This window comes from Sphingopyxis sp. HIX, assembly GCF_001468285.1.
Lineage (GTDB): Bacteria > Pseudomonadota > Alphaproteobacteria > Sphingomonadales > Sphingomonadaceae > Sphingopyxis.
Genome location: NZ_LNSB01000018.1, coordinates 56400 through 76211, shown reverse-complemented (window position 1 = coordinate 76211; position 19812 = coordinate 56400). Strand labels below are relative to the sequence as shown.

General features: G+C 66.2%; 21 protein-coding genes. 9 read left to right on the top strand and 12 right to left on the bottom strand.

Annotation, left to right across the window (positions count from 1 at the left end):
* Window positions 1–206 precede the first annotated feature (206 nt).
* The gene (clpS, locus tag ATE62_RS10535) at window positions 207–533 is read left to right on the top strand and encodes an ATP-dependent Clp protease adapter ClpS (RefSeq protein ID WP_144037631.1); all 327 of its coding nucleotides are present in this window, start codon (window positions 207–209) and stop codon (window positions 531–533) included.
* Window positions 534–700: 167 nt separating this feature from the next.
* Here clpS and ATE62_RS10530 read toward each other — a convergent pair whose 3' ends face one another.
* On the bottom strand, window positions 701–1195 hold the full coding sequence (locus ATE62_RS10530) for a winged helix-turn-helix transcriptional regulator (protein WP_058809838.1): 495 nt from the start codon (window positions 1193–1195) through the stop codon (window positions 701–703).
* A gap of 90 nt (window positions 1196–1285) precedes the next feature.
* Between ATE62_RS10530 and ATE62_RS10525 the strand changes: the two genes are divergently transcribed.
* Window positions 1286–2020, top strand: coding sequence for an SDR family oxidoreductase (locus ATE62_RS10525; RefSeq protein ID WP_058809839.1), 735 nt, complete (start codon window positions 1286–1288; stop codon window positions 2018–2020).
* Window positions 2014–2628: a 2-hydroxychromene-2-carboxylate isomerase gene (locus ATE62_RS10520; protein WP_058809840.1), complete on the top strand. Its 615-nt coding sequence runs from the start codon at window positions 2014–2016 to the stop codon at window positions 2626–2628. The genes ATE62_RS10525 and ATE62_RS10520 overlap by 7 nt, the downstream gene beginning before the upstream one ends.
* A gap of 51 nt (window positions 2629–2679) precedes the next feature.
* Here ATE62_RS10520 and ATE62_RS10515 read toward each other — a convergent pair whose 3' ends face one another.
* On the bottom strand, window positions 2680–3687 hold the full coding sequence (locus ATE62_RS10515; protein ID WP_058809841.1) for a DUF3011 domain-containing protein: 1008 nt from the start codon (window positions 3685–3687) through the stop codon (window positions 2680–2682).
* 194 nt (window positions 3688–3881) lie between these two features.
* Between ATE62_RS10515 and ATE62_RS10510 the strand changes: the two genes are divergently transcribed.
* Window positions 3882–4349: a hypothetical protein gene (locus ATE62_RS10510; RefSeq protein WP_058809842.1), complete on the top strand. Its 468-nt coding sequence runs from the start codon at window positions 3882–3884 to the stop codon at window positions 4347–4349.
* 21 nt (window positions 4350–4370) lie between these two features.
* Here the strand turns inward: ATE62_RS10510 and ATE62_RS10505 are convergent, their stop codons facing one another.
* Window positions 4371–5246: a DUF5655 domain-containing protein gene (locus ATE62_RS10505; protein ID WP_058809843.1), complete on the bottom strand. Its 876-nt coding sequence runs from the start codon at window positions 5244–5246 to the stop codon at window positions 4371–4373.
* A 133-nt stretch (window positions 5247–5379) separates the two neighbouring features.
* Between ATE62_RS10505 and murA the strand changes: the two genes are divergently transcribed.
* Window positions 5380–6663: a UDP-N-acetylglucosamine 1-carboxyvinyltransferase gene (gene murA, locus ATE62_RS10500; RefSeq protein ID WP_058809844.1), complete on the top strand. Its 1284-nt coding sequence runs from the start codon at window positions 5380–5382 to the stop codon at window positions 6661–6663.
* On the opposite strand, the gene ATE62_RS10495 is transcribed toward murA, so the two are convergent.
* The 5 genes from ATE62_RS10495 to ATE62_RS10475 all read right to left on the bottom strand — a co-directional run bounded on the left by ATE62_RS10495 (window position 6660) and on the right by ATE62_RS10475 (window position 11532).
* Window positions 6660–7931, bottom strand: coding sequence for an alpha/beta hydrolase family protein (locus tag ATE62_RS10495; RefSeq protein ID WP_058809845.1), 1272 nt, complete (start codon window positions 7929–7931; stop codon window positions 6660–6662). The two genes, murA and ATE62_RS10495, sit on opposite strands and share 4 nt — an antisense overlap.
* Window positions 7932–7976: 45 nt before the next feature.
* A complete protein-coding gene (locus tag ATE62_RS10490; RefSeq protein WP_058809846.1) occupies window positions 7977–8936 on the bottom strand; it encodes a DMT family transporter in 960 nt (319 codons plus the stop codon).
* Window positions 8933–9943, bottom strand: a complete 1011-nt coding sequence (locus ATE62_RS10485; RefSeq protein ID WP_058809847.1) for a threonine aldolase family protein — start codon at window positions 9941–9943, stop codon at window positions 8933–8935. The genes ATE62_RS10490 and ATE62_RS10485 overlap by 4 nt, the downstream gene beginning before the upstream one ends.
* Before the next feature lie 42 nt (window positions 9944–9985).
* On the bottom strand, window positions 9986–10171 hold the full coding sequence (locus tag ATE62_RS10480) for a hypothetical protein (protein ID WP_058809848.1): 186 nt from the start codon (window positions 10169–10171) through the stop codon (window positions 9986–9988).
* Between the two features lie 143 nt (window positions 10172–10314).
* Complete coding sequence (locus tag ATE62_RS10475) at window positions 10315–11532, bottom strand: argininosuccinate synthase (protein ID WP_058809849.1); 1218 nt, start codon at window positions 11530–11532, stop codon at window positions 10315–10317.
* A 143-nt stretch (window positions 11533–11675) separates the two neighbouring features.
* Here ATE62_RS10475 and ATE62_RS10470 point away from each other — a divergent pair, with 143 nt between their 5' ends.
* Window positions 11676–12749: a tetratricopeptide repeat protein gene (locus tag ATE62_RS10470; protein ID WP_058809850.1), complete on the top strand. Its 1074-nt coding sequence runs from the start codon at window positions 11676–11678 to the stop codon at window positions 12747–12749.
* A gap of 183 nt (window positions 12750–12932) precedes the next feature.
* Here the strand turns inward: ATE62_RS10470 and ATE62_RS10465 are convergent, their stop codons facing one another.
* The gene (locus tag ATE62_RS10465; protein ID WP_156420598.1) at window positions 12933–13436 is read right to left on the bottom strand and encodes a hypothetical protein; all 504 of its coding nucleotides are present in this window, start codon (window positions 13434–13436) and stop codon (window positions 12933–12935) included.
* A gap of 132 nt (window positions 13437–13568) precedes the next feature.
* On the opposite strand from ATE62_RS10465, the gene ATE62_RS10460 reads away from it, so the two are divergent.
* From ATE62_RS10460 to ATE62_RS10450, 3 genes are read left to right on the top strand one after another with little or no spacing between them, the layout of a single operon-like run.
* The gene (locus ATE62_RS10460; protein ID WP_058809038.1) at window positions 13569–14543 is read left to right on the top strand and encodes a helix-turn-helix transcriptional regulator; all 975 of its coding nucleotides are present in this window, start codon (window positions 13569–13571) and stop codon (window positions 14541–14543) included.
* Window positions 14544–14595: 52 nt separating this feature from the next.
* A complete protein-coding gene (locus ATE62_RS10455; protein WP_058809039.1) occupies window positions 14596–15930 on the top strand; it encodes an acyltransferase family protein in 1335 nt (444 codons plus the stop codon).
* Between the two features lie 11 nt (window positions 15931–15941).
* Window positions 15942–16382: a DUF1801 domain-containing protein gene (locus tag ATE62_RS10450; RefSeq protein WP_058809040.1), complete on the top strand. Its 441-nt coding sequence runs from the start codon at window positions 15942–15944 to the stop codon at window positions 16380–16382.
* Here the strand turns inward: ATE62_RS10450 and ATE62_RS10445 are convergent.
* Genes ATE62_RS10445 through ATE62_RS10435 form a run of 3 tightly spaced genes read right to left on the bottom strand, consistent with a single transcriptional unit; the run spans window position 16379 to window position 19752 of the window.
* Entirely contained in the window at window positions 16379–17152 is a 774-nt protein-coding gene (locus tag ATE62_RS10445; RefSeq protein ID WP_058809041.1) for a molybdopterin-dependent oxidoreductase, read from the bottom strand. The two genes, ATE62_RS10450 and ATE62_RS10445, sit on opposite strands and share 4 nt — an antisense overlap.
* Window positions 17149–18012, bottom strand: coding sequence for a cytochrome b/b6 domain-containing protein (locus ATE62_RS10440; RefSeq protein ID WP_082662728.1), 864 nt, complete (start codon window positions 18010–18012; stop codon window positions 17149–17151). The genes ATE62_RS10445 and ATE62_RS10440 overlap by 4 nt, the downstream gene beginning before the upstream one ends.
* A 30-nt stretch (window positions 18013–18042) precedes the next feature.
* Entirely contained in the window at window positions 18043–19752 is a 1710-nt protein-coding gene (locus ATE62_RS10435; RefSeq protein WP_058809042.1) for a class I adenylate-forming enzyme family protein, read from the bottom strand.
* Window positions 19753–19812: the final 60 nt, after the last annotated feature.

Genomic DNA, 19812 nt, shown 5'->3' with positions numbered 1-19812 from the left:
CCGCTGTCGGCGCGGGCCTCTCTCCCCTCCCCCCGCCTGCGCCGGCGCACCCAAGACCGCTCGCTTCCCCCGGGAAGCGGGCGGTTCTTGTTTTTGGTCGAATGGAAAAGGGGGTTAATGATGACCCGCCCCCTTGCGAATCCGCCGCGGCGTGCGATATTCCGGTGACAATGCTTCCAGTTCAGACCCTCCATTCCATCCGCGCCATGGCGGACAAGGACGACGGCACCCCCGGCACCCCCGGGGTCGGCATCGCGACGCGCACCCGCGCGAAGGCGAAAAAGCCGTCGATGTACAAGGTGCTGCTGCTCAACGACGATTATACCCCGATGGAATTCGTCGTGATGGTGCTCCAGCGCTTTTTCAACATGGACATCGAACAGGCGACGCAGGTGATGCTGCACGTCCACCAGCAGGGCGTCGGCGTCTGCGGCGTGTTCAGCTACGAAGTCGCCGAGACCAAGGTGAACCAGGTGATGGACGCCGCGCGCCAGAACCAGCACCCGCTGCAGTGCACGCTGGAAAAGGCGTAAGGCTATCCCCTCCCGCAAGCGGGAGGGGCAGTGAGACTTGCGTCTGCGCAGCAGGCGCTAGTCGCAACGGGGTGGGCACAAGCGCCGCTCACGAACGCAGCCCACCCCACTGCGACTAGCGGGCAAGCCCGCAAGTCTCGTTACCCCTCCCGCCTGCGGGAGGGGATTCAACTCGCCGCGCGCCGCGCCTGCTCGGCCCTGAGCGCCGGCGACGGTTCGCCTTTCAAATCGCCATAGCCAAGCAAATCGCCGCAGCCGGGACAGACCGTCGCCGTCCCGACGTCGGCGCCACACGCGCGGTGGACATAGCGCATCGCCGGTCCGCCCCCGGTCTCGCCCTCGCGATAGGCCCAACGCTCGGCCCAGCCGCGCATCGCATAGAGCACCCCGAACAGATCCTTGCCCTTGTCGGTCAGCCGATATTCGTGGCGCAGCGGCCGCTCCTGATAGGCGTGGCGCTCGACCACGCCCTCGCCTTCGAGCAATTTCAGCCGCGCCGACACCAACTGCGGCCCCAGCCCGGTATTCGCCGCGATCGCCTCGAACCGCCGCCGCCCGAAGAACAGGTCGCGCAGGATCAGCAGCACCGCGCGGTCGCCCAGCAGCTCCGCCGAGCGCCCGACGGGGCAGAAAGTATCCGAAAGATCCGCGCGCTTGGGCATGCTGTGTCCTTAGCCGTCTTCGGCGGCGAACAAAAATAGCTTGTCACTATGATTATCATAGTTACTGTGTGTCGCCAAGAGGAGAGTCGCATGCCCAACCCCGCCGCCGTCATCATCGGAGCCGGCGACGCCACCGGCGGCGCGATCGCCCGCGCCTTCGCCGCCGAGGGCCTCACCGCCTGCGTCAACCGCCGTGCGCGGAGCGCCGACCAGCTCGAAGCGCTCGCGCAGTCGATCCGCGATGCGGGCCATCAAGCGCGCGCCTACCCCGGCGACGCGCGCGAGGAGGCCGACATGGTAGCGCTCTTCGATCAGGTCGAGGCCGAGGTCGGCCCGGTCGAAGTCGCGGTGTTCAACATCGGCGCCAACGTCAATTTCCCGATCATAGAGACGACGGTGCGCGTTTACACCAAGGTCTGGGAAATGGCGTGCCTCGGCGGTTTCCTGATGGGGCGCGAGGCGGCGAAGCGCATGGCGCCGCGCGGTCGCGGCACGATCCTTTTCACCGGCGCGACCGCGAGCCTGCGCGGCGGATCGGGCTTCTCGGCCTTTTCGGGCGCCAAGGGGGCGCTGCGCATGCTCGCGCAATCGATGGCGCGCGAACTCGGGCCGCAGGGCATCCATGTCGCGCACACGATCATCGACGGCGCGATCGACACCGACTTCATCCGCCAGCGTCTCGGCGACGGCTTCGACGACGCAAAGGCGCAGGACCTGGTGCTCAACCCCGCGGCCATCGCCGCCAATTATGTGATGCTCCACAAGCAGCCCAAAAGCGCCTGGACCCACGAACTCGACCTCCGCCCCTGGGGAGAAAAATGGTGACCCAAAGCTCTGCAAAGACCCTCGAACTCATCTTCGATTTCGGCAGCCCCAACGCCTATCTCACGCTCAAGGTCCTGCCCGAACTGCTCGACCGCACCGGCGCCGACCTCGTCATCACCCCCTGCCTGCTCGGCGGCATTTTCAAGGCGACGGGCAACAAGGCGCCGATGGTCCAATATGCCGAGGCGCCCGCGAAGCTCGCCTATGAGCATCTCGAGATGCAGCGCTTCATTGCGCGCCACGGCCTCACGAAGTTCCGCCTCAACCCGTACTTTCCGATCAACACCTTGCTCATCATGCGCGGCGCGATTGTCGCGGCGGACGAGGGCGTGCTCGACGATTATGTAGACGCGGTGAACCGCGCGATGTGGGAGGACGGCGTCAAGATGGACGACCCCGAGGTTGCGGCGAATTTCCTTACTGCCAACGGTTTCGATGGTCCGGCGCTGCTCGCACGCACGCAGGAACCCGACGTCAAGGCCAGGCTCGTCGCCAACACCGAAGCCGCGGTCGCGCGAGGGGTGTTCGGCATCCCCACCTTCTTCGTCGGGGACGAGATGTTCTTCGGAAAAGATCGCTTGGGTCAGGTCGAAGAGGCACTCGGCTGACCAGCGCTTCGCCGCCCCTCCCGTGGCGGGGGCGGCGGCTTTGTTACGCTTCTAGCTGAAATCGAGCTGGATGATCTGGCTCGGCGTCGCGCGGCAATACATCTCCAGCGACCGCGCGCCGTCGGGATAGGTCGCGGTCATCGCGGCGCGGATGCGCCAGCCGCCATTGCCCTGCTCCAGACTGACCAGCTTGTCATAGGACAACCGCGTTCCGCCGGTGACCCCGATCTGGCGCGCCGCATCGTTCATGCAATTCTGCACCGACGGCCGCGATGCGCTGGGCAGCGCCGACAGGTTGGCGCTCAGCGTCGCCGGCGGCCCGGCCGGATAGGTCGGCGTCGCCGCCTCCTCGGTGGCAGCCGCTTCGCCCTCTTTTTTCTTCTTGTTCTTGCTGGCGAGCAGCGCGATCAGCCCGCCCGCGACGACGATGCCGCCGATGATCAGCCCGGTGCTCGGCCCCTTGTCCTTCTCGGGCTTCGGCCCCGGCAGCGGCACCAGATTATTGTAACCATAGCGGAATTCGGCGCGGCAGCCGTCGTTCACCCAGATATAATTGGCGTCATAGCCCCATTGCCGCCCGGCGTTGCACTTGCCGCCAAGCCGCCGCACCAGTTCGACGCGGTTGTTCGTCGGCACGTTGCACTGCTCATAACGGTTGCCGCGCGATTCGCAGCGGATCGCCCCGGCGAAATCGTCGACCGGCTGCGGCAGCGGCACCGGATACCCACCGCCACTGCCATAGCCATAGCCATAGCCGAATTCGGCGCGGCATCCGCCCGACACCCAGATCTGGCTGGCAGTGAAGCCCCAGTCGCGCCCCTTCGAACAGCGTCCGCCGATCACCCGGATCAGGTCGACGCGATTTTCGGTGCGGGCATTGCAGCGCTGGGTCCGGTTGCTCCGCGATTCACAGCGCAGCGTCCCCGCATAGCCCGCGTCATAGCCGGGCTTTGTGGTCGGCGGTGGATAGGGATAGGTCGATTGGGCGAGGGCGGGAGCCATAAGCTGCGTGGCGATCAACGACGCCGATGCGGCGATGGTGACAATAGGATGACGCATGTCCTTCTCCCCTGCTGCTGAAAAATTCGGTCTCTTATCCTGTCCTTTACTCCGCGATCGTGGCGGCGATATTTCCACACTTCGGACGCGATAGCTATCGCAAAGCCGCGCAGGGTTTAACCATAGGGCGTCGCTTTCCATCGAACCCATGTTCGATTAGGCTCGGTCGCGGGCGCCAGATGGAGGGACGGACCATGGGCACATCGATCATCGACGGCACCATCACCGAGGCCGAGGTCAAGCGGTCGCGCGGCGGCATGACCGTCTTCAAGAGCGTCGACTTCCAACTCGACGGCGGCTCGCGCCACATGATCAAGAATGCGGTGGTCAAACAGGAGGTCGCCGACGAACTCAAGCCCGGCACTCGCGGCCGCTTCTATGCCTATACCGCTTTCGACCTGAAGGGCATCCACGGCCTCCGCACCCCCGACGGCCGCGCCGTCTATGGCTTTCCCGGCAACAACCAGAAGATCTTCCTGATCACGGGGATCGCCAACATCCTCTGGATCGCGTTGATGCTGTTCACCCGCGGCGGCGTCCCGCTGCTCGGCGTGGCGCTCCTGATCCTCTCGGTCGTCGGCTATATCTTCATGGGCAAGGGCGCGAGCGAAGCCAAGGCGCAGTTCGAGGGCGATGCGGGATATCGACCGAACGACGCCTAGGACGTGATTGGATTCATAAGGTCAAGAAGACCGACGCTCATATGCGAGCTGCATAAGTTCCTTCAACATCTCGCTTTTCCCTTTAATTTGTCCACTATCCAATCTCAAACGATACAAACCCCATCTTTTATTATACTCCAATGCCTCTATTCCAGCCTCTTCGATTTTGCTATCAAGTTCTTCGGTTTCCGGTAATTTTAACTCAAAGTTGATGTAGTTTTTCTTAGGTCTAAAGCTTACAAAATTGAATGCCTGCCCTTCTCGGGACAACCCGATGTAGAATTTATTATATTTGAGTTCCAGCGATGGGTCGAATTGACGTACCATGTCTAGCAGATCGTCGGCGAGCGCGACGGTCGCCTTGGTCGCCCGCTTCTCCCAATAGGCACGATCGGTGGGCGCCGCCGCTGCATCCTCATCTTCATCGACAGGCCCCCGCGACATTTCGTCCATAACGGTCGTGAAGACGAGGGTAGTGTTGTCTCCGACCCGAAGGGCTTGCATCTGGATAGCAATCAACGGAATTGTCCCGTTGAACAGCGATATTACGTTCAGAAATCGACTTGTGATGTCTTCAGCAACGATAACGGCGCAATGGTCATATTGGGGATAGCGCTTTCGTTCGATATCCCAATATTCGATCGTCCGGATAATGTGCCCCTCGTCCGTCGATCCCAGCTGTAATTCCACCTCATAGCGTCGCTTTGTATCTGCATCTTGAAGCAGCAGATCGAGCCGGCCGGCACGCGGATGAATGCGTTCCTGATCGCGCAAAACCAAATCGCCCAATCCAAGAATAGAAGGATCATCCGCGATGAGCGCCTGCACCCATTTTTCGGAGAATTCCGGGTGCGTTCGCAGCCATAGACGCTCAGGTTTTACATAGCCTTTGGACATTGCGCCCCCCTCGGACTTGCTTTCCCATTTGATTCAATCGGCAAAATAGAGCCGGCCTGACAAATCAGCCAGCATCAAATTTACGGCCTCTTCCTCCGCTTGCGCGGCCCTGCCCATCCGCTAAAGACGGCGCATGGATCAAATCGTCATTCGCGGCGGCCAGCGACTCAAGGGCCGCATCCCCATCTCGGGCGCCAAGAACGCCGCGCTCACCCTGCTGCCCTGCGCGCTGCTCACCGACGAGCCGCTGACCTTGCGCAACCTGCCGCGCCTCGCCGACGTCGATGGTTTCGGCCATCTGCTCAACCAGCTCGGCTGCTCGACCACGATCGAGGGGTCGCGCCCCGAGGATTTCGGCCGCGTGATGACCGCGCGCGCGACCACGCTGACCTCGACCGTCGCCCCCTATGATATCGTGCGCAAGATGCGCGCGTCGATCCTCGTCCTCGGCCCGCTGCTCGCGCGCGCGGGCGAGGCGACGGTGTCGCTCCCCGGCGGCTGTGCGATCGGCAACCGCCCGATCGACCTGCATCTGAAAGCGCTCGAAGCCTTCGGCGCCGAGATCGAACTCGCCTCGGGCTATGTGAAGGCCGTCGCCCCCGGCGGGCGCCTCAAGGGCGGCAAATTCACCTTCCCGGTCGTTTCGGTCGGCGCGACCGAAAACGCGGTGATGGCGGCGGTGCTCGCGAAGGGCACCTGCATCCTCGAAAATGCCGCGCGCGAGCCCGAGATCGTTGATCTGTGCAACTGTCTCGTCGCGATGGGCGCGTCGATCGACGGCATCGGCACCGAAACGCTGACGATCGAGGGCGTCGATCGCCTGCACGGCGCGACCTATCGCGTGATGGCCGACCGCATCGAGGCGGGCAGCTACGCCTGCGCCGCGGTGATCACCGAGGGTGACGTCGAACTCGTCGGCGCCCAGGCGAACGAAATGGACGCCACCCTCGCCGCGCTGCGCCAGGCGGGCGCGACGGTCGAGGAGACCAAGACCGGCATCCGCGTCGCCATGTCGGGCCGTGCCGAGCCGGTGACGCTGTCGACCGCGCCCTATCCAGGCTTCGCGACCGACATGCAGGCGCAGTTCATGGCGATGGCGACGCTCGGTTCGGGCGCCAGCCTGTTTACCGAGACCATCTTCGAGAACCGCTACATGCACGTTCCCGAACTCGCCCGCATGGGCTGCGACATCGACGTGCGCGGCCGCAGCGCGGTCGTGCGCGGCGTCGATCATCTCGTCGGCGCGCCGGTGATGGCGACCGATCTCCGCGCCTCGATGAGCCTGATCATCGCCGGCCTCGCCGCGCAGGGCCAGACCGAGGTCAACCGCGTCTACCACCTCGACCGCGGCTACGAACGGCTCGAGGAAAAGCTCCAGTCCGTTGGCGCCGATATCGAACGGATCAGCGCGGGCTAAGGCTTGGCGGTCAGATGCTCCGCGCGGCCATAGCGCCCGCGCACATCGCCCTTCACCCAGTCGCCGAGCAGTTTCAGATAGCCGTCGGTGATCCGCGTGACGCTGCGTTCGCCGTCGGCGCCGGTGGTGAATTCGAACATGCCGTGGTCGGTCTCCGGGAAGAGATAGACGTCGACCGGCTTGCCCGCGGCCTTGAGCCCCGTCAGCGCGGCGCGCGTCGTCTCGATCGGCGCCTCGCGGTCCTCTCCCGCGAGCACCCATAGCAGCGGTGCGTCGAGCTTCCTGAGCGCCCCGACCGCGTCATAGTCCCAGATCAGCTCCAGATTGTCGAAGCGCGCGCGCCCGACGCGGCGCAATTCTTCGTTCGGCATGCGCGCGATCGCACCGCTATGCTCGCCCGCGATCTTCGCCGCCCAGGGCTTGCCCGCCATTTCGGCGCGCACGGCGTCGAGCTGATCGTAACCTTCCTTGAAATTCGACAGCAGCAACCGGCCCGTGGCCGCCGACAGCCGCGTCACCAGCGCCTCGGCATCCTGGCCGAGCCCCGCGGCGCGTACTTCGGACACCATCTGCTCGCGGTCCTCCTCGATCGGCGAGGCGACGAGGCCGAAGCCGATCGCGACGAAATCGGCCTTCGTCAGCGTCGCCGCGCGCGGCGCGACCCAGCCGCCCTGGCTACCGCCGAAAAAGCCCGCGCGGCCGTGGCGCCCGACCGCGAGCCCGCGCGCGGTGTCGAGCGCCTTCGCCGCATCGGTCGCGAGCAGCTCGAAATTCTGCGTATATTCGCCGTCGGACCCGCCGGTGCCGCGCTTGTCATAGACGAAGACCGAAATCCCCTGCGCCGCCATCGCATAGCCATAGACGCCGCCGATCGGCGAATTGCGCTCCGACCCGTGCACCATCACGACGAGCGGCCGCTTCGCATCGACGCCCGGCGGCTCGATCAGCACGCCCGCCATCTTGGTGCCCACACTCTCGAAGCTCGCCGGGGTTTCGCGGAAGGCGATACGCTGCCAGCGCGCGTTGCCGACCGTGACCGCACCGTCGGCGCAGGCCAGCGGCGCATTCGCCTCGCTGGTCGCACCGCGGCGCCCGTCGCGGAACAGGTAGCGCAGGCCCGGTGCCGGGATGCTCGGCACCGGCGCGAGCACGACGAAGTCGCCGTCGGCGGCAGCGTAAGTGCCGGCGCTGCAGGCAGGCTGCTGTGCCGAAGCGGGTTGAAACGACGCGGAAAAAGCGAGGGCGAGGCCGAAGAATATTCTGTGCATGGCGCCCGATAACGCGCCGCGGCGCGGCGGGCAATCGCCGAGCGATCAGCCGTCCTTGTCGCAGGGCACCGACACGACATTGCCGCCGCTGACCGACGGCTTGTCGGGGCGCTTGACCACCGCGATCACCAGCCCGACCAGCGCGACGGCGCCTCCCGCGATCGACAGCGGCGCCCAGCGATAGCCCTCGAGCACGGTCGAGAAACCCATCGCGATGATCGGGATCAGCACGCTCGACCACGCCGCCTGCCCCGGCCCGACCGCGCGGATGATGTTGAAATAGAGCGGAAAAGTCACCGCGCTCGCGATCACGCCCAGATAGAGCAGCCCGCCGATATAGGCGGGGGTCGTCTCGATCACCGGCGGTCCGGTCGTGATCCACGCATAGCCCGCGTCGCCGAGCGCACCGAACAGCATCGCCCAGGCGATCATCACCACCATCGACTGCGCGCGCGCGATCCCGGTGCCCTGCATGACGTTGGCGGTCGAGGCGCTCATCACCCCCGCCAGCGTCAGCGCGGTGCCGAGCAGCACCTCGCCCGCGCCGACATGCGCGGCGCGATATTCGTGGAGGATCATCAGCCCGACCCCGACGATCGCGATCCCCGCGCCCGCGAGGAAACGCCCCTCGACCTTGGTCTTCAGGAAGATCCGGCCGAGCAGGGTGTTGGGCACGATCAGCAGTGCGAAGAGCACGGCGACCAGCCCCGAAGTGATATGCTGCTCGGCGCGGTAGACGAAGTTGAAGTTGAACGCGAATTGCGCGAGCCCGAGCAGCGCCGCAAAGCCCCACGCGCGCCCCGACAGCAGCAGATTCTCGCGCCGCCACGCGGCATAAGCGAACATCGCCGCCGCGCCGACGAAGAAGCGGTACGCGACCGACCAGCTCGGCGGCACGACGCCCAGCTGCCCGGTGATCACGATCCACGTCGATCCCCAGATCAGGGTGACCAGCGCGAAGGGCAGCAGGACGCGCGGCGTCAAAAGGCTCGGCGCGCTACTCACAAGGCGGCGATCGCCGCCGCGAGCGGCGCGACCGCGTCGGCGTCCTGGTCCCAGCTGACGACCAGCCGCGCCGCGCCGTCGCCCCAGTCGTAGAAGTCGAAACCCTTGGCGCGGAGCTCGGCGGCGTCCTCGGCACTGATCCGCACGAACAGCTCGTTCGCCTCGACCGGGTGCATCAGCCGGTCGCCGCATGCCGCCGCCAGCGCCGCGGCGCCGGCATTGGCGCCGCGCGCGTTGGTCAGCCACAGATCGTCCTTCAGCATCGCGCGGATCTGCGCCGCGACGAAGCGGCCCTTGCTCAGCAAATGCCCGCCGCGCTTCTTGAGCTCGCGCACCCCCGCACCGCCGCTGCCGCCGAAGAAGACGATCGCCTCGGCCATCATCGCGCCATTCTTGGTGAAACCGAAAGACAAGGCATCGACCCCGGCGCGCCAGGTCACATCGGCGGGCGAGCAGCCGACGAAGGCGACGGCATTGGCGAAACGCGCGCCGTCCATGTGGAGCTTCAGCCCCTTGTCCTTCGCGATCTCGCTGATCTCGCGCACCTCGTCGGGGCGCCAGGCGAGGCCATATTCGGTCGCGTTGGTGATGCTGATCGCCGCGGGCTGGACCTGGTGCACGTCATTGCGGATGCTGCGGATGCGCGCGCGCAGCGCTTCGGCATCGATCTTGGCGCCCGGCCCGGGCAAGGTCATCAGCTTGGCACCGCCCGAATAGAAGGTCGGGGCGCCGCATTCGTCGACCTCGATATGCGCTTCCTCGTAACAGAGGATGCCCTGCCAGGGCCGCACGAAATGGGCGAGGATGATGCTGTTCGCGGCGGTCCCCGTCGGGATCCACACCACCTCGCAGTCGGTTTCGAACAGCTCCGAAAAGGCGGCGTCGAGCGACTGGCTGAGCGCGTCGCCGTCATAGGCGGTGTCGACATGGTTGGCGGCTGCCAGCGCTTCCATCACCTTGGGATGGACGGTCGCGGCATTGTCGGAGAAGAAGCGGGTCGCGGTCATGCCGCGCGCCTTAGCGCAGCAAGACAGTCTATGCCAGCATCCCTAGTGCCGCCGATAGACGTAGCGCTTATAGGTCCGCGACCAGCGGTACAGATAGCGCCCGGGCCAGAGCCAGCGCGTCTTCATCCCCGTCCGGTTGACGTTCAGCGCGAAACGCGGGACCAATATGGTGCACCATTCCCAATCGTCGCGCTCGGATCCGGGATCGTCGGCGTTCCAGTCGTCCATGGCCTACCCCCTCGCTGGCGGTAGCCTCATCCCGGCGGCCAGTCTCCTGCTGGTCCGACCCGTGCCTATCATCGAACGGAGGGCGCGTCGACCGGCGCGCGGCCGATCCACGCCGACCGCTGCGCCAATCGCGCCGGACCGCCTCAGCGGTCGCGTTTCGCCAGCAGCTTGAGGCGCAGCGCGTTCAGCTTGATGAAGCCCGCGGCATCCTTCTGGTCATAGGCGCCGGCATCGTCCTCGAAGGTCACATGGCGCTCGCTGTACAGGCTGTTCGGCGACTTGCGCCCGACGACGCTGGCATTGCCCTTGTAGAGCTTCAGCCGCACGGTGCCGCTGACCTTCTCCTGGCTATGGTCGATCGCCGCCTGCAGCATCTCGCGCTCGGGCGCGAACCAGAAGCCGTTGTAGATGAGCTCGGCATATTTCGGCATCAGCTCGTCTTTTAGATGCGCGGCGCCGCGGTCGAGGGTGATGCTCTCGATCCCGCGATGCGCGCGCGCATAGATTTCGCCGCCGGGGGTCTCGTACATCCCGCGCGACTTCATGCCGACGAAGCGGTTCTCGACCAGGTCGAGCCGGCCGATGCCATGCTTGCGGCCTAGCTCGTTGAGCGCCGCGAGCAAGGTCGCGGGCGACATCGCCTCGCCATTGAGCGCGACGCCGTCGCCGCGCTCGAAATCGACTGTGATATATTCGGGGGTGTCGGGCGCATCCTCGGGATTGACCGTGCGCGAATAGACATAGTCGGGGGTCTCGTCCCACGGATTTTCGAGCACCTTGCCCTCCGACGAGGTGTGGAGCAGGTTCGCGTCGGTCGAGAACGGGCTCTCGCCGCGCTTGTCCTTGGGCACCGGGATCTGGTGCTTCTCGGCGAATTCGATGAGCGCGGTGCGGCTGGTCAGGTCCCATTCGCGCCACGGCGCGATCACCTTGATGTCGGGGTTGAGCGCATAGGCGCTGAGCTCGAAACGCACCTGGTCGTTGCCCTTGCCCGTCGCGCCATGCGCAACCGCGTCGGCGCCGGTTTCTTTCGCGATCTCGACCAGCCGCTTCGAGATCAGCGGCCGCGCGATCGAGGTGCCGAGCAGATAATCGCCCTCGTAACGCGCATTGGCGCGCATCATCGGGAAGACGAAATCGCGCACGAATTCCTCGCGGACGTCGTCGATATAGATATGTTCGGGCTTCACGCCCATCAGCACCGCCTTGGCGCGCGCGGGCTCCAGCTCGTCGCCCTGCCCGAGGTCCGCGGTGAAGGTCACCACTTCGCAGCCATAGGTCACCTGCAGCCATTTCAGGATGACGCTGGTGTCGAGCCCCCCCGAATAGGCGAGGACGACGCGCTTGATGGACTCGGACATGATGACACCCTTCGGCGAGAAAAGACGCGGCGGCGCCTAACAGGCCGATCCGCGCGGCGCAACGCCTTGGCGCGTTCTTACAAGTTTCCTCCCGCGATTTGCGGCATGATGGCGGCGGGGACGCGCTCGCAAGGATATCCATCATGCGGATAGTTTACGCTATCGCCGCGCCCTTTTTCATGCTCGGCGCAGCCTCTTCCCTCCAGGGCGCGGGCGGCTCGATGCCCGACCCGGCGCGCGAATATAATCAGAACGTCGATTGCCATAACGCCTACGACCTTCTGGTGCACGACTTCCACAACGGCACAGCCATGTCCGCCGCGGCGCGCGACTGGGCGGTGGCGCACGAGGCGAGCGCGAACGCTGGCACCCCCTGCGCCCCGCCGCTCCCCGAAATGATCGCGCGCGGCGGCAGCTGGCAGATCAAGACGATCGAGGGCCGCGACGCCGCCGCCGCCTTCTACCACAAGCAGAAGGACCCTGCCGCGCTCAGTGAGCTCGGCATCGCCTGGCTCAACGGCAGCGTCGAGGGCGGCACGCCGCAAGAAGGGCTCGAGATGATCAACGAGGCGGCGAAGCTGGGCGACCCGGTGGCGCTCTTCACCATGGGCACGATCCACGCCGCGGGCGCCCTCGGCGCGACCAAGGATTATGCCAAGGGCTTCGAGCTGCTGAACCAGGCCGCTGCCGCAGGGCATATCGACGCGATCTACCGCGTCGGGCTCCATTATCACGAAGGGCTCGGGGTCAAGCGCGACTACAAGAAGGCGTTCGAGAATTTCAAACTGGCGGCCGAGCGCGGGCATTTCTACGCGATCATCATGGCGTTCGACATGATCAACAGCGACCGGGGGGTGAAGAAGGATTTCAAGCTCGCCTATCGCCTGTCGCGCACCGTCGCCGAACAGGGCGAACCCTATGGCGCGGTGATGGCCGCCTCGTCGCTGCTCCAGATGAAGAACCCGCTCGAGCATGAGGACGAGATCCTCTACTGGATGGACCAGGGCATCACCCGCGGCGACGACAATATCCGCGGTCAGCTCGTCCCCTTGCGCGAACAGGTGGTCGCCGCCTTCACCAAGGCCAAGGCGCCGCCGCAATACACCCCGCGCGCGTTCAAGGCGTGCCCGATGAAGACCGTGTGCACGGTGAACCATTATTCGGGGCTGCAGAGCTGCACCACGAACAAGGATTATTGGAACGACTGCGACGGGTAGGGGTCGGCTTGGGCTGATTGCCAACGTTGAACGTTAACCTGATTTCCCCTCCCGCCTGCGGGAGGGGCAGCGAGACTTGGGCGCTTGCGCCCTAGTCGCAGCGGGGTGGGCCTTGCAGCGCTGCTTGCCCACCCCCAACCCCTCCCGCCTGCGGGAGGGGAGATCAACGTTCGAGCACCAACCTCACCCCACCCGCGTCCAATCCATGAACCAACCGTCGTCCCAAGTCTTTCCGCCGTCGCGCGACACGCCCTGGAACCAGCGGCAGCTCGTCGCCGTGATCCGGTCCCACACCCCGCGGTAAAGCTCCGGCCCAGCCTCGCCTTCCCCTTCGGACAGAAACGTCCCGACCCCGTCCTCGAACACGCCGAGCTGCCCGGGCACCGCGACGACGCCCGACTTGGCATTGACCCAATGGTCGGACCAGATTTTCTTCTCGACGTCGAGCAGCCGCAGCCCCATCCCCGAAAAGCCCCGCGCGGGAATCCGCAGCTCCTCGACGCTCGCAACGCCGCCGAGGATGGCGACCACCGTTGCCTCGCCCGGAAATTCGATCCACGTCCCCTTTTCGCGGAAGCGGTTGTAGATGCGCCACTCGCCGGTCAGGAAATCGAAATCGCCGGGCTTGCCGATGGGCTTGGGGTCGATCGCGGCGGCCGCCGCGGTCATGGGTAGCAAACTGGTCATAAGGACTCCTGCGCTGAGGGCCATGAGATGGCGTCGGTCGATGTCGGTCATGCGTCCCTCCTTGTTGATGATCGGGACCTACGCCGGCACTCCTGACATTCCCTGTCAGTTATTTTCTGCTAGGACGAAAAAATGCGCGCGAGCCGCCTCCTCTCGATCCTCATCCTGCTGCAGCTCCGCCAGCGGCTCACCGCCGCCGATCTCGCCACCGAGTTCGAAGTGTCCGAACGCACCATCTACCGCGACATCGACGCGCTCAGCGCCGCGGGCATCCCCGTCTATGGCGACCGCGGCCCCGGCGGCGGCTTCCAGCTGCTCGACGGCTACCGCACGCGCCTCACCGGCCTCGATCCGCAGGAGGCGCAGGCGATGCTGCTCGTCGGGCTGCCCGAGCAGGCGTCGGCGCTCGGCCTCGGCGGCCCGGCGAAACGCGCGCGCGGCAAATTGCTCGCGGCGCTGCCCCAGAGCGGCAGCGCCGAGGCCGACCGCATCGCGCGCGCCTTTCACATCGACACGCTCGACTGGTACCGCGCCGCGCGCCCGGCGCCGCATCTCACCGCCGCCGCGCGCGCGGTGATCGACCGGCGGCGCATTGCAATCCGCTACACCAGCTGGCGCCGTACGCGCGACTGGACGCTCGACCCGCTCGGCATCGTGCTCAAGGCGGGCAATCATTATCTCGTCGCGGCGAGCGGCGAGCGCGTGCTCACCTTCACCGTAGCCGACATAAAGACGCTGGCGATCCTCGACGAGCAAGCGGCACGCCCCGCCGATTTCGACCTCGCCATATGGTGGACCGCCTCGACCCGCGATTTCGAAACGCGCCTCCGCCCCGGCCGCGCGACGCTGCGCGCCTCGCCGCTCGGGCTTCAGCGGCTGCGCCTGCTCGGTGCCTGGGCGGCCGATGCCGTCGCCAGCGCCGAAGCCCCCGACGCCGTTGGCCATCGCCGACTGACGCTGCCGATCGAGGGGATAGAGGCCAGCGCGCCGATGCTGCTCGGCATCGGGCCCGAGATCGACATCGAGGAGCCCGCGGAGTTGCGCGCCGCGGTCGCCGATCTCGCCCGCGCGATCGCCGCGCGGCTGGACATTGCGGATCGCGGCTAACGCTTTATCATTGTTTCCCGTCCACTTGTCCGGCGAGGGGAGATTTAGGGACATGGCGACATCGCCGAAAAAGACGCTCTGGTCGCGCGCCCGCGCGATGGCTGAACAGGCGCCGCCGACGCGCAACCGCTATGTCGATTTCCTGCGCGCCTTCTCGATCCTCGCGGTCGTCGTCGGCCACTGGCTCGTCGCCGCGCCCTATATGAAGGACGGCGCGGTCGAGGGCGGGCACCTGCTCGGCATCCTGCCTTGGACGCAGTGGCTGACCTGGGGTTTCCAGGTGATGCCGCTCTTCTTTCTCGTCGGCGGCTTCTCGAACGGCCTGTCGTGGGCGGCGACGCAGCGTCAGGGCGGGCGTTTCACCACCTGGTTCGCGGCGCGCGTGCGGCGGCTGATCAATCCGGTTTTGCCGCTGCTCCTCATCTGGGCGCTCGTCACCCTGTTCGGCACGCAGGCGGGGATCGATCGCGCGGTGGTCAAGATGGCGGCGCAGCTCGCGCTCGTCCCCGTCTGGTTCCTCGCGGTCTATCTGATCGTCACCGCGCTCACCCCGTGGAGCCACGCCGCGTGGAAGCGCTTCGGCATCGCCTCCTTCGTTGCACTCGTCGCCGCGGCGGTCGCGGTCGACATCGCGACGCTGCAATTCGGCATCCCTTATGTCAATTTCCTGAACTTCGTCTTCGTCTGGGTCGCGATCCACCAGCTCGGTTACGCCTGGCACGACGGCTCCCTCGCCGCGCCGCTGCTGTGGGCGGCCGCCGGCCTCGCCGCGCTCGGCCTGCTCGTCGGTTTCGGCCCCTATCCCGTCGCGATGATCGGCGTCCCGGGTTCGGAGCTCAGCAATTCGATGCCCCCCACGTTGGCGCTGCTCGCGCTCGGCATTACGCAGACCGGCCTCGCGCTCGCGCTCGAAAAGCCAGCGCGCCGGATGCTCGATGGGATCACGGCATGGACCACCGTCGTGCTGATCAACGGCATGATCATGACCGTCTATCTCTGGCACCTCACCGCCTTCGTGCTGGTGATGGTCGCGGCGTGGATGCTCGGCGGCATCGGCCTCCACGCGGCTCCGGGCAGCACCATATGGTGGCTCGCGCGCCCGATCTGGTTCGCGCTCTACATCGCTTTGCTCTTCCCGTTCATCCTGCTCTTCGCGCGCTACGAAAGCGGCGGCAAGGCGGCCGAGGGCGACGTCACCCACGCGCGGCTGATCCTCGGCATGCTGATGATCTGCACCGGGCTCGCGATGACCGCGGCGATCAGTATCGCGAGCCCGCTCGGCGTCACCGGGGTGCGCCTGTGGGTCGTCGCCCTGCCCTTCCTCGGCGCCGCGCTGGTCGGCTTCGGACCCGCCGCGCGCCTGCTGATGCACCGCGCCGAAACCTAGGGAGAAACGAGATGGCCAAGACCGAGGTGAAGACCAAGCCCACCGAAATGACCGTCGCCGACTTCATCGCCGCCATCCCCGAAGCGCGCCGCCGCGAAGAGGCCGAGGTGGTCGACGCGATGCACCGCCGCGCGACCGGGCAGGAGCCGAGGATGTGGGGCCCGTCGATCATCGGCTACGGCAGCTACGACTATAAGTACGACAGCGGCCATTCGGGCACGATGTGCCGCGCCGGCTACAGCCCGCGCAAGGGCGCGATGACGCTCTATGTCATGGGCGACCATTATGGCGAGCTGCAGGGCGAGGCCGATGCGCTGCTCGCGAAGCTCGGTAAACACACCAGCAGCAAGGCGTGCCTCTATATCAAGAAGCTCGCGGACGTGGATATCGAGGTGCTCGAAAGGCTCGTTGCGCTCAGCTGGCAAGGCATGAACGCGAAATATCCGGCCTAGATCCCCGCATACCATTCATAATCGACGCGGTCCTCCCAGAAACCGCCCTTGCCCGCGCCAATATGGTCGAGGCTTTCGACCGCCTCGATCCCGGTCAGATATTTGGCGTGCTTGTAGCCCAGCTGCCGCTCGATCCTGAGGCGCAGCGGCGCACCATTGGCGATCGGCAGCAGCTCGCGGTTGAGCGCCCACGCCAGGATCGTCTGCGGGTGCAGCGCGTCGACCAGGTCGCAGCTTTCGTAATAGAGCGCGTCGCCGATCCGGTCGGCGCAGCGAAAGACGATGTAGCGCGCGCGGTCCTTGAGCCCCGCCGCCGCGAGCACGCGCGAGAGCTGTACGCCGGTCCATTCGCCGATCGCGCTCCACCCCTCGACGCAGTCGTGGCGCGTGATCTGCGTCCGCTGCGGCATCGCGCGGATGTCGGCCATCGACAGCGACAGCGGCTTGGTCACCAGCCCGGTCACCGCGACGCGCCAGTCGGCGAACCCCCGCGCCGCATGCGCCGCATAAGCTGCACCCGGCGGCAGCTTGGTCCCGTTCGAGCGGAAGACCGGCGACAGGTCGGCGCGGGTGAATTCGCGCGCCAGCGCGTCGCGGTCCATCAGCGCGCGCTGGCTCGCCATGTGCATCTCCTCGCCCATCGACAATATCTTGCGCGTCAGCGGTGCCTCGTTGATCGCATCGCAGGCCGACAAGAGCGGCATCGCCGCCACCAGCCCGCCCGCCCCCGCGATCAGCCGGCGCCGCGGCACGATGATGCCGCCGCTCATTCCGCCTTCTCCGGCGGCAGGCGGAACCAGCCGGTGATCATCGAGCGCAGCTCGTTCACCGGCCCCGCGAGCAGCACCATGACGATATGCACGACGAAGAAAGCGACCAGCGCCCACGCCGCGATGAAGTGGATCGAGCGCGCCGACTGCCGCCCGCCGAAGACCTCGACCAACCACGGCCAGGCCGCGTTCATCCCCGGCGACATCGCGAGCCCGGTGAAGATCATCAGCGGCAGCAGGATGAAGATCACCCCGATATACGACAGCTTCTGCAAGATGCCGTAACGCGCCGCCGCCTCGCCGCGCGGAAAGCGCAGCCGCGCATGGTCCTTGATATCCTGCCAGATATGGTGCGGTGCCCACTCGGAGCGCCGGACATGCAGGTCCTTCTTCAGATGCCCACCGAACGCGGTCCAGGCCATGTACAGCGTCAGCCCGATCGCGAGCACCCAGGCGAAGAGCAGGTGCCAGCGCCGCCCGCTCGCAAGGTCGTAGCTCGTCGGGATCGTCGCCCAGCCTGGAAAGGCGAGCTTGCGCACCACGCCCTCGCCATCGGTCCAGCGCCCGAGCAGCCCGGTGGTCTCGATCCGTGTCTCACCGATCCGGAGATAGCCGGTGTCGCCCTGCGCCGCGATCGCCAGCCAGGCATGGTCGGCGTTCGCGCCATAATCGCCCCAATAGAGGCGCGGATGCGCGTTGAAGATCATCAGCCCGCTCATCAGCAGAATCAGCAGCGTGACCGCATTGACCCAATGCCAGAGGCGCACCGGCAGCCGGTGGCGATAGACGCGCGCCGGAGTCGCAGGCGGCGGCGTCTCCGCCGCGGCGGGGGGAGCGGTGGGGGCTTCAGCCTCGGCCATATTCCCCATTCGCTCCCTTCGTCCTTTCGGTTACGCCGCGACCTCCGTGGCATATTCGCCGCGATAATGGTTGCGCAAGCTGACCTTGTCGATCTTCTCGCTGCCGAGCTTGGGCAAGGCGTCGTTCGACATCCAGATCCGGCACGGCACCTTGAACGCCGCGAGCCGCGCGCTGAGGAACGCCGTGAGGTCGTCGGCGGTTACCGCGCTCCCCGGCTTGACCCACACCACCGCGCCGACGCATTCGCCCAGCCGCTCGTCGGGCAGGCCGAACACCGCGCATTCGTTGACGTCCTCATGCTCGTAGATCGCCGCCTCGACCTCCTGGCAGCTGATATTCTCGCCGCCGCGGATGATGATGTCCTTCTTGCGGTCGACGATGAACAGATAACCGTCCTCGTCGAGATAACCGAGGTCGCCCGAGCGGAAATAGCCGCTTTCGAAAAAGGCCGCCTTGGTCGCCGCCGGGTTGTTCCAATAGCCCTCGAAATTGCACACCGAGCGGATGCACACCTCGCCGACCCCGCCCTGCGGCAGGGGATTGCCGTCGTCGTCGAGGATCGCGAGATCGACCAGCGGCTTCGACGCCGGTCCGGTCGACATCGGCTTGGCGAGGTAATTTTCGTTGATGATGCCGCATCCGACCGCATTGGTCTCGGTGAGGCCGTAGCCGAGTAGCGGCTTGGCATCGCCCATCTCCTCCGACAGGCGCTTCACATGCTCGGGCGGGCGCGGCGCGCCGCCGCCGGCGTAGCTCTTGCACGTCGACAGGTCGTAATTCTTGCGATTGGGATGCGTCAGTATCTCGTAGCTCATCAGCGGGACGCCGACGAAATAATTGCACTGCTCGTCCTGGATCAGCCGCATCGCCTCCTCGGCATTCCACTTGGGCATCAGCACCAGTTTGCGCCCGAGCGCCAAGCTCTGCAGGAAGACCGGGATCTCGGCGGTGACGTGGAACAGCGGCGTGCAGACGAGCGTGGCGGGCTGGATGTCCGACATCAGCCCGTCCTCGGTCAGCAGGTGCACGATGCTCGCGGTCTGCGTCACATAGTTGAAGATCGCCTGCACCACCGCATGGTGGCGCGAATAGGCGCCCTTCGACTGGCCGGTCGAGCCCGAGGTGAAGAGGATCGTCGCAAGGTCCTCGCCCGTCAGCGTCGGCAGCACCGTCTCGGCACTGCCCCCCGCCGCGATCGGCGCGATCGCCGCGGCGATCGGCTGCGCGATGTCGAGCATGACGACCTTGGCGCCGTGGCTGACCCCCGGCTCGGCGAGCCGCGCCGCGCGCTGGACATCGGCAATCACGAGCTTGGCCTCGGCATCGTCGATCCCCGCGGCGAGCTCGCCGCCCTGCCACCAGCCGTTGAGCAAAGTCGCGCAGCCGCCCGCAAGCAATATGCCGAGATAGGTGACGCACCAGGCGTTGGCGTTGCGCATCGCGATGCCGACGCGGTCGCCGCGCTGCACCCCGTGGCCGTCGATCAGCCCCGCGGCGACCTGCCGCGCCGCGAGATACACCTCCTTGAAGCTCAGCCGTTCGTCGCCCTCGACCAGGAAGGTCGCATCGCCATGCTGCATGGCGAAAAAGCCGGCATAGTCGGCCAGATTCGTCGGCGCATTGGCGATCACGGGCAGGCGCTGCCCGAAACGGTCGACCGACCCGATCTGGATCGGCCCACCGGGACCGGTGATCAGATTATAGGCGGCTTCCAGGCGCAAATCGAGCGCGGATGGCATCGGGCATCTCTCCTCTTGGTCTCGCTCGCCATACCCCTTATGGGGAGGCCTCTCCTGGGG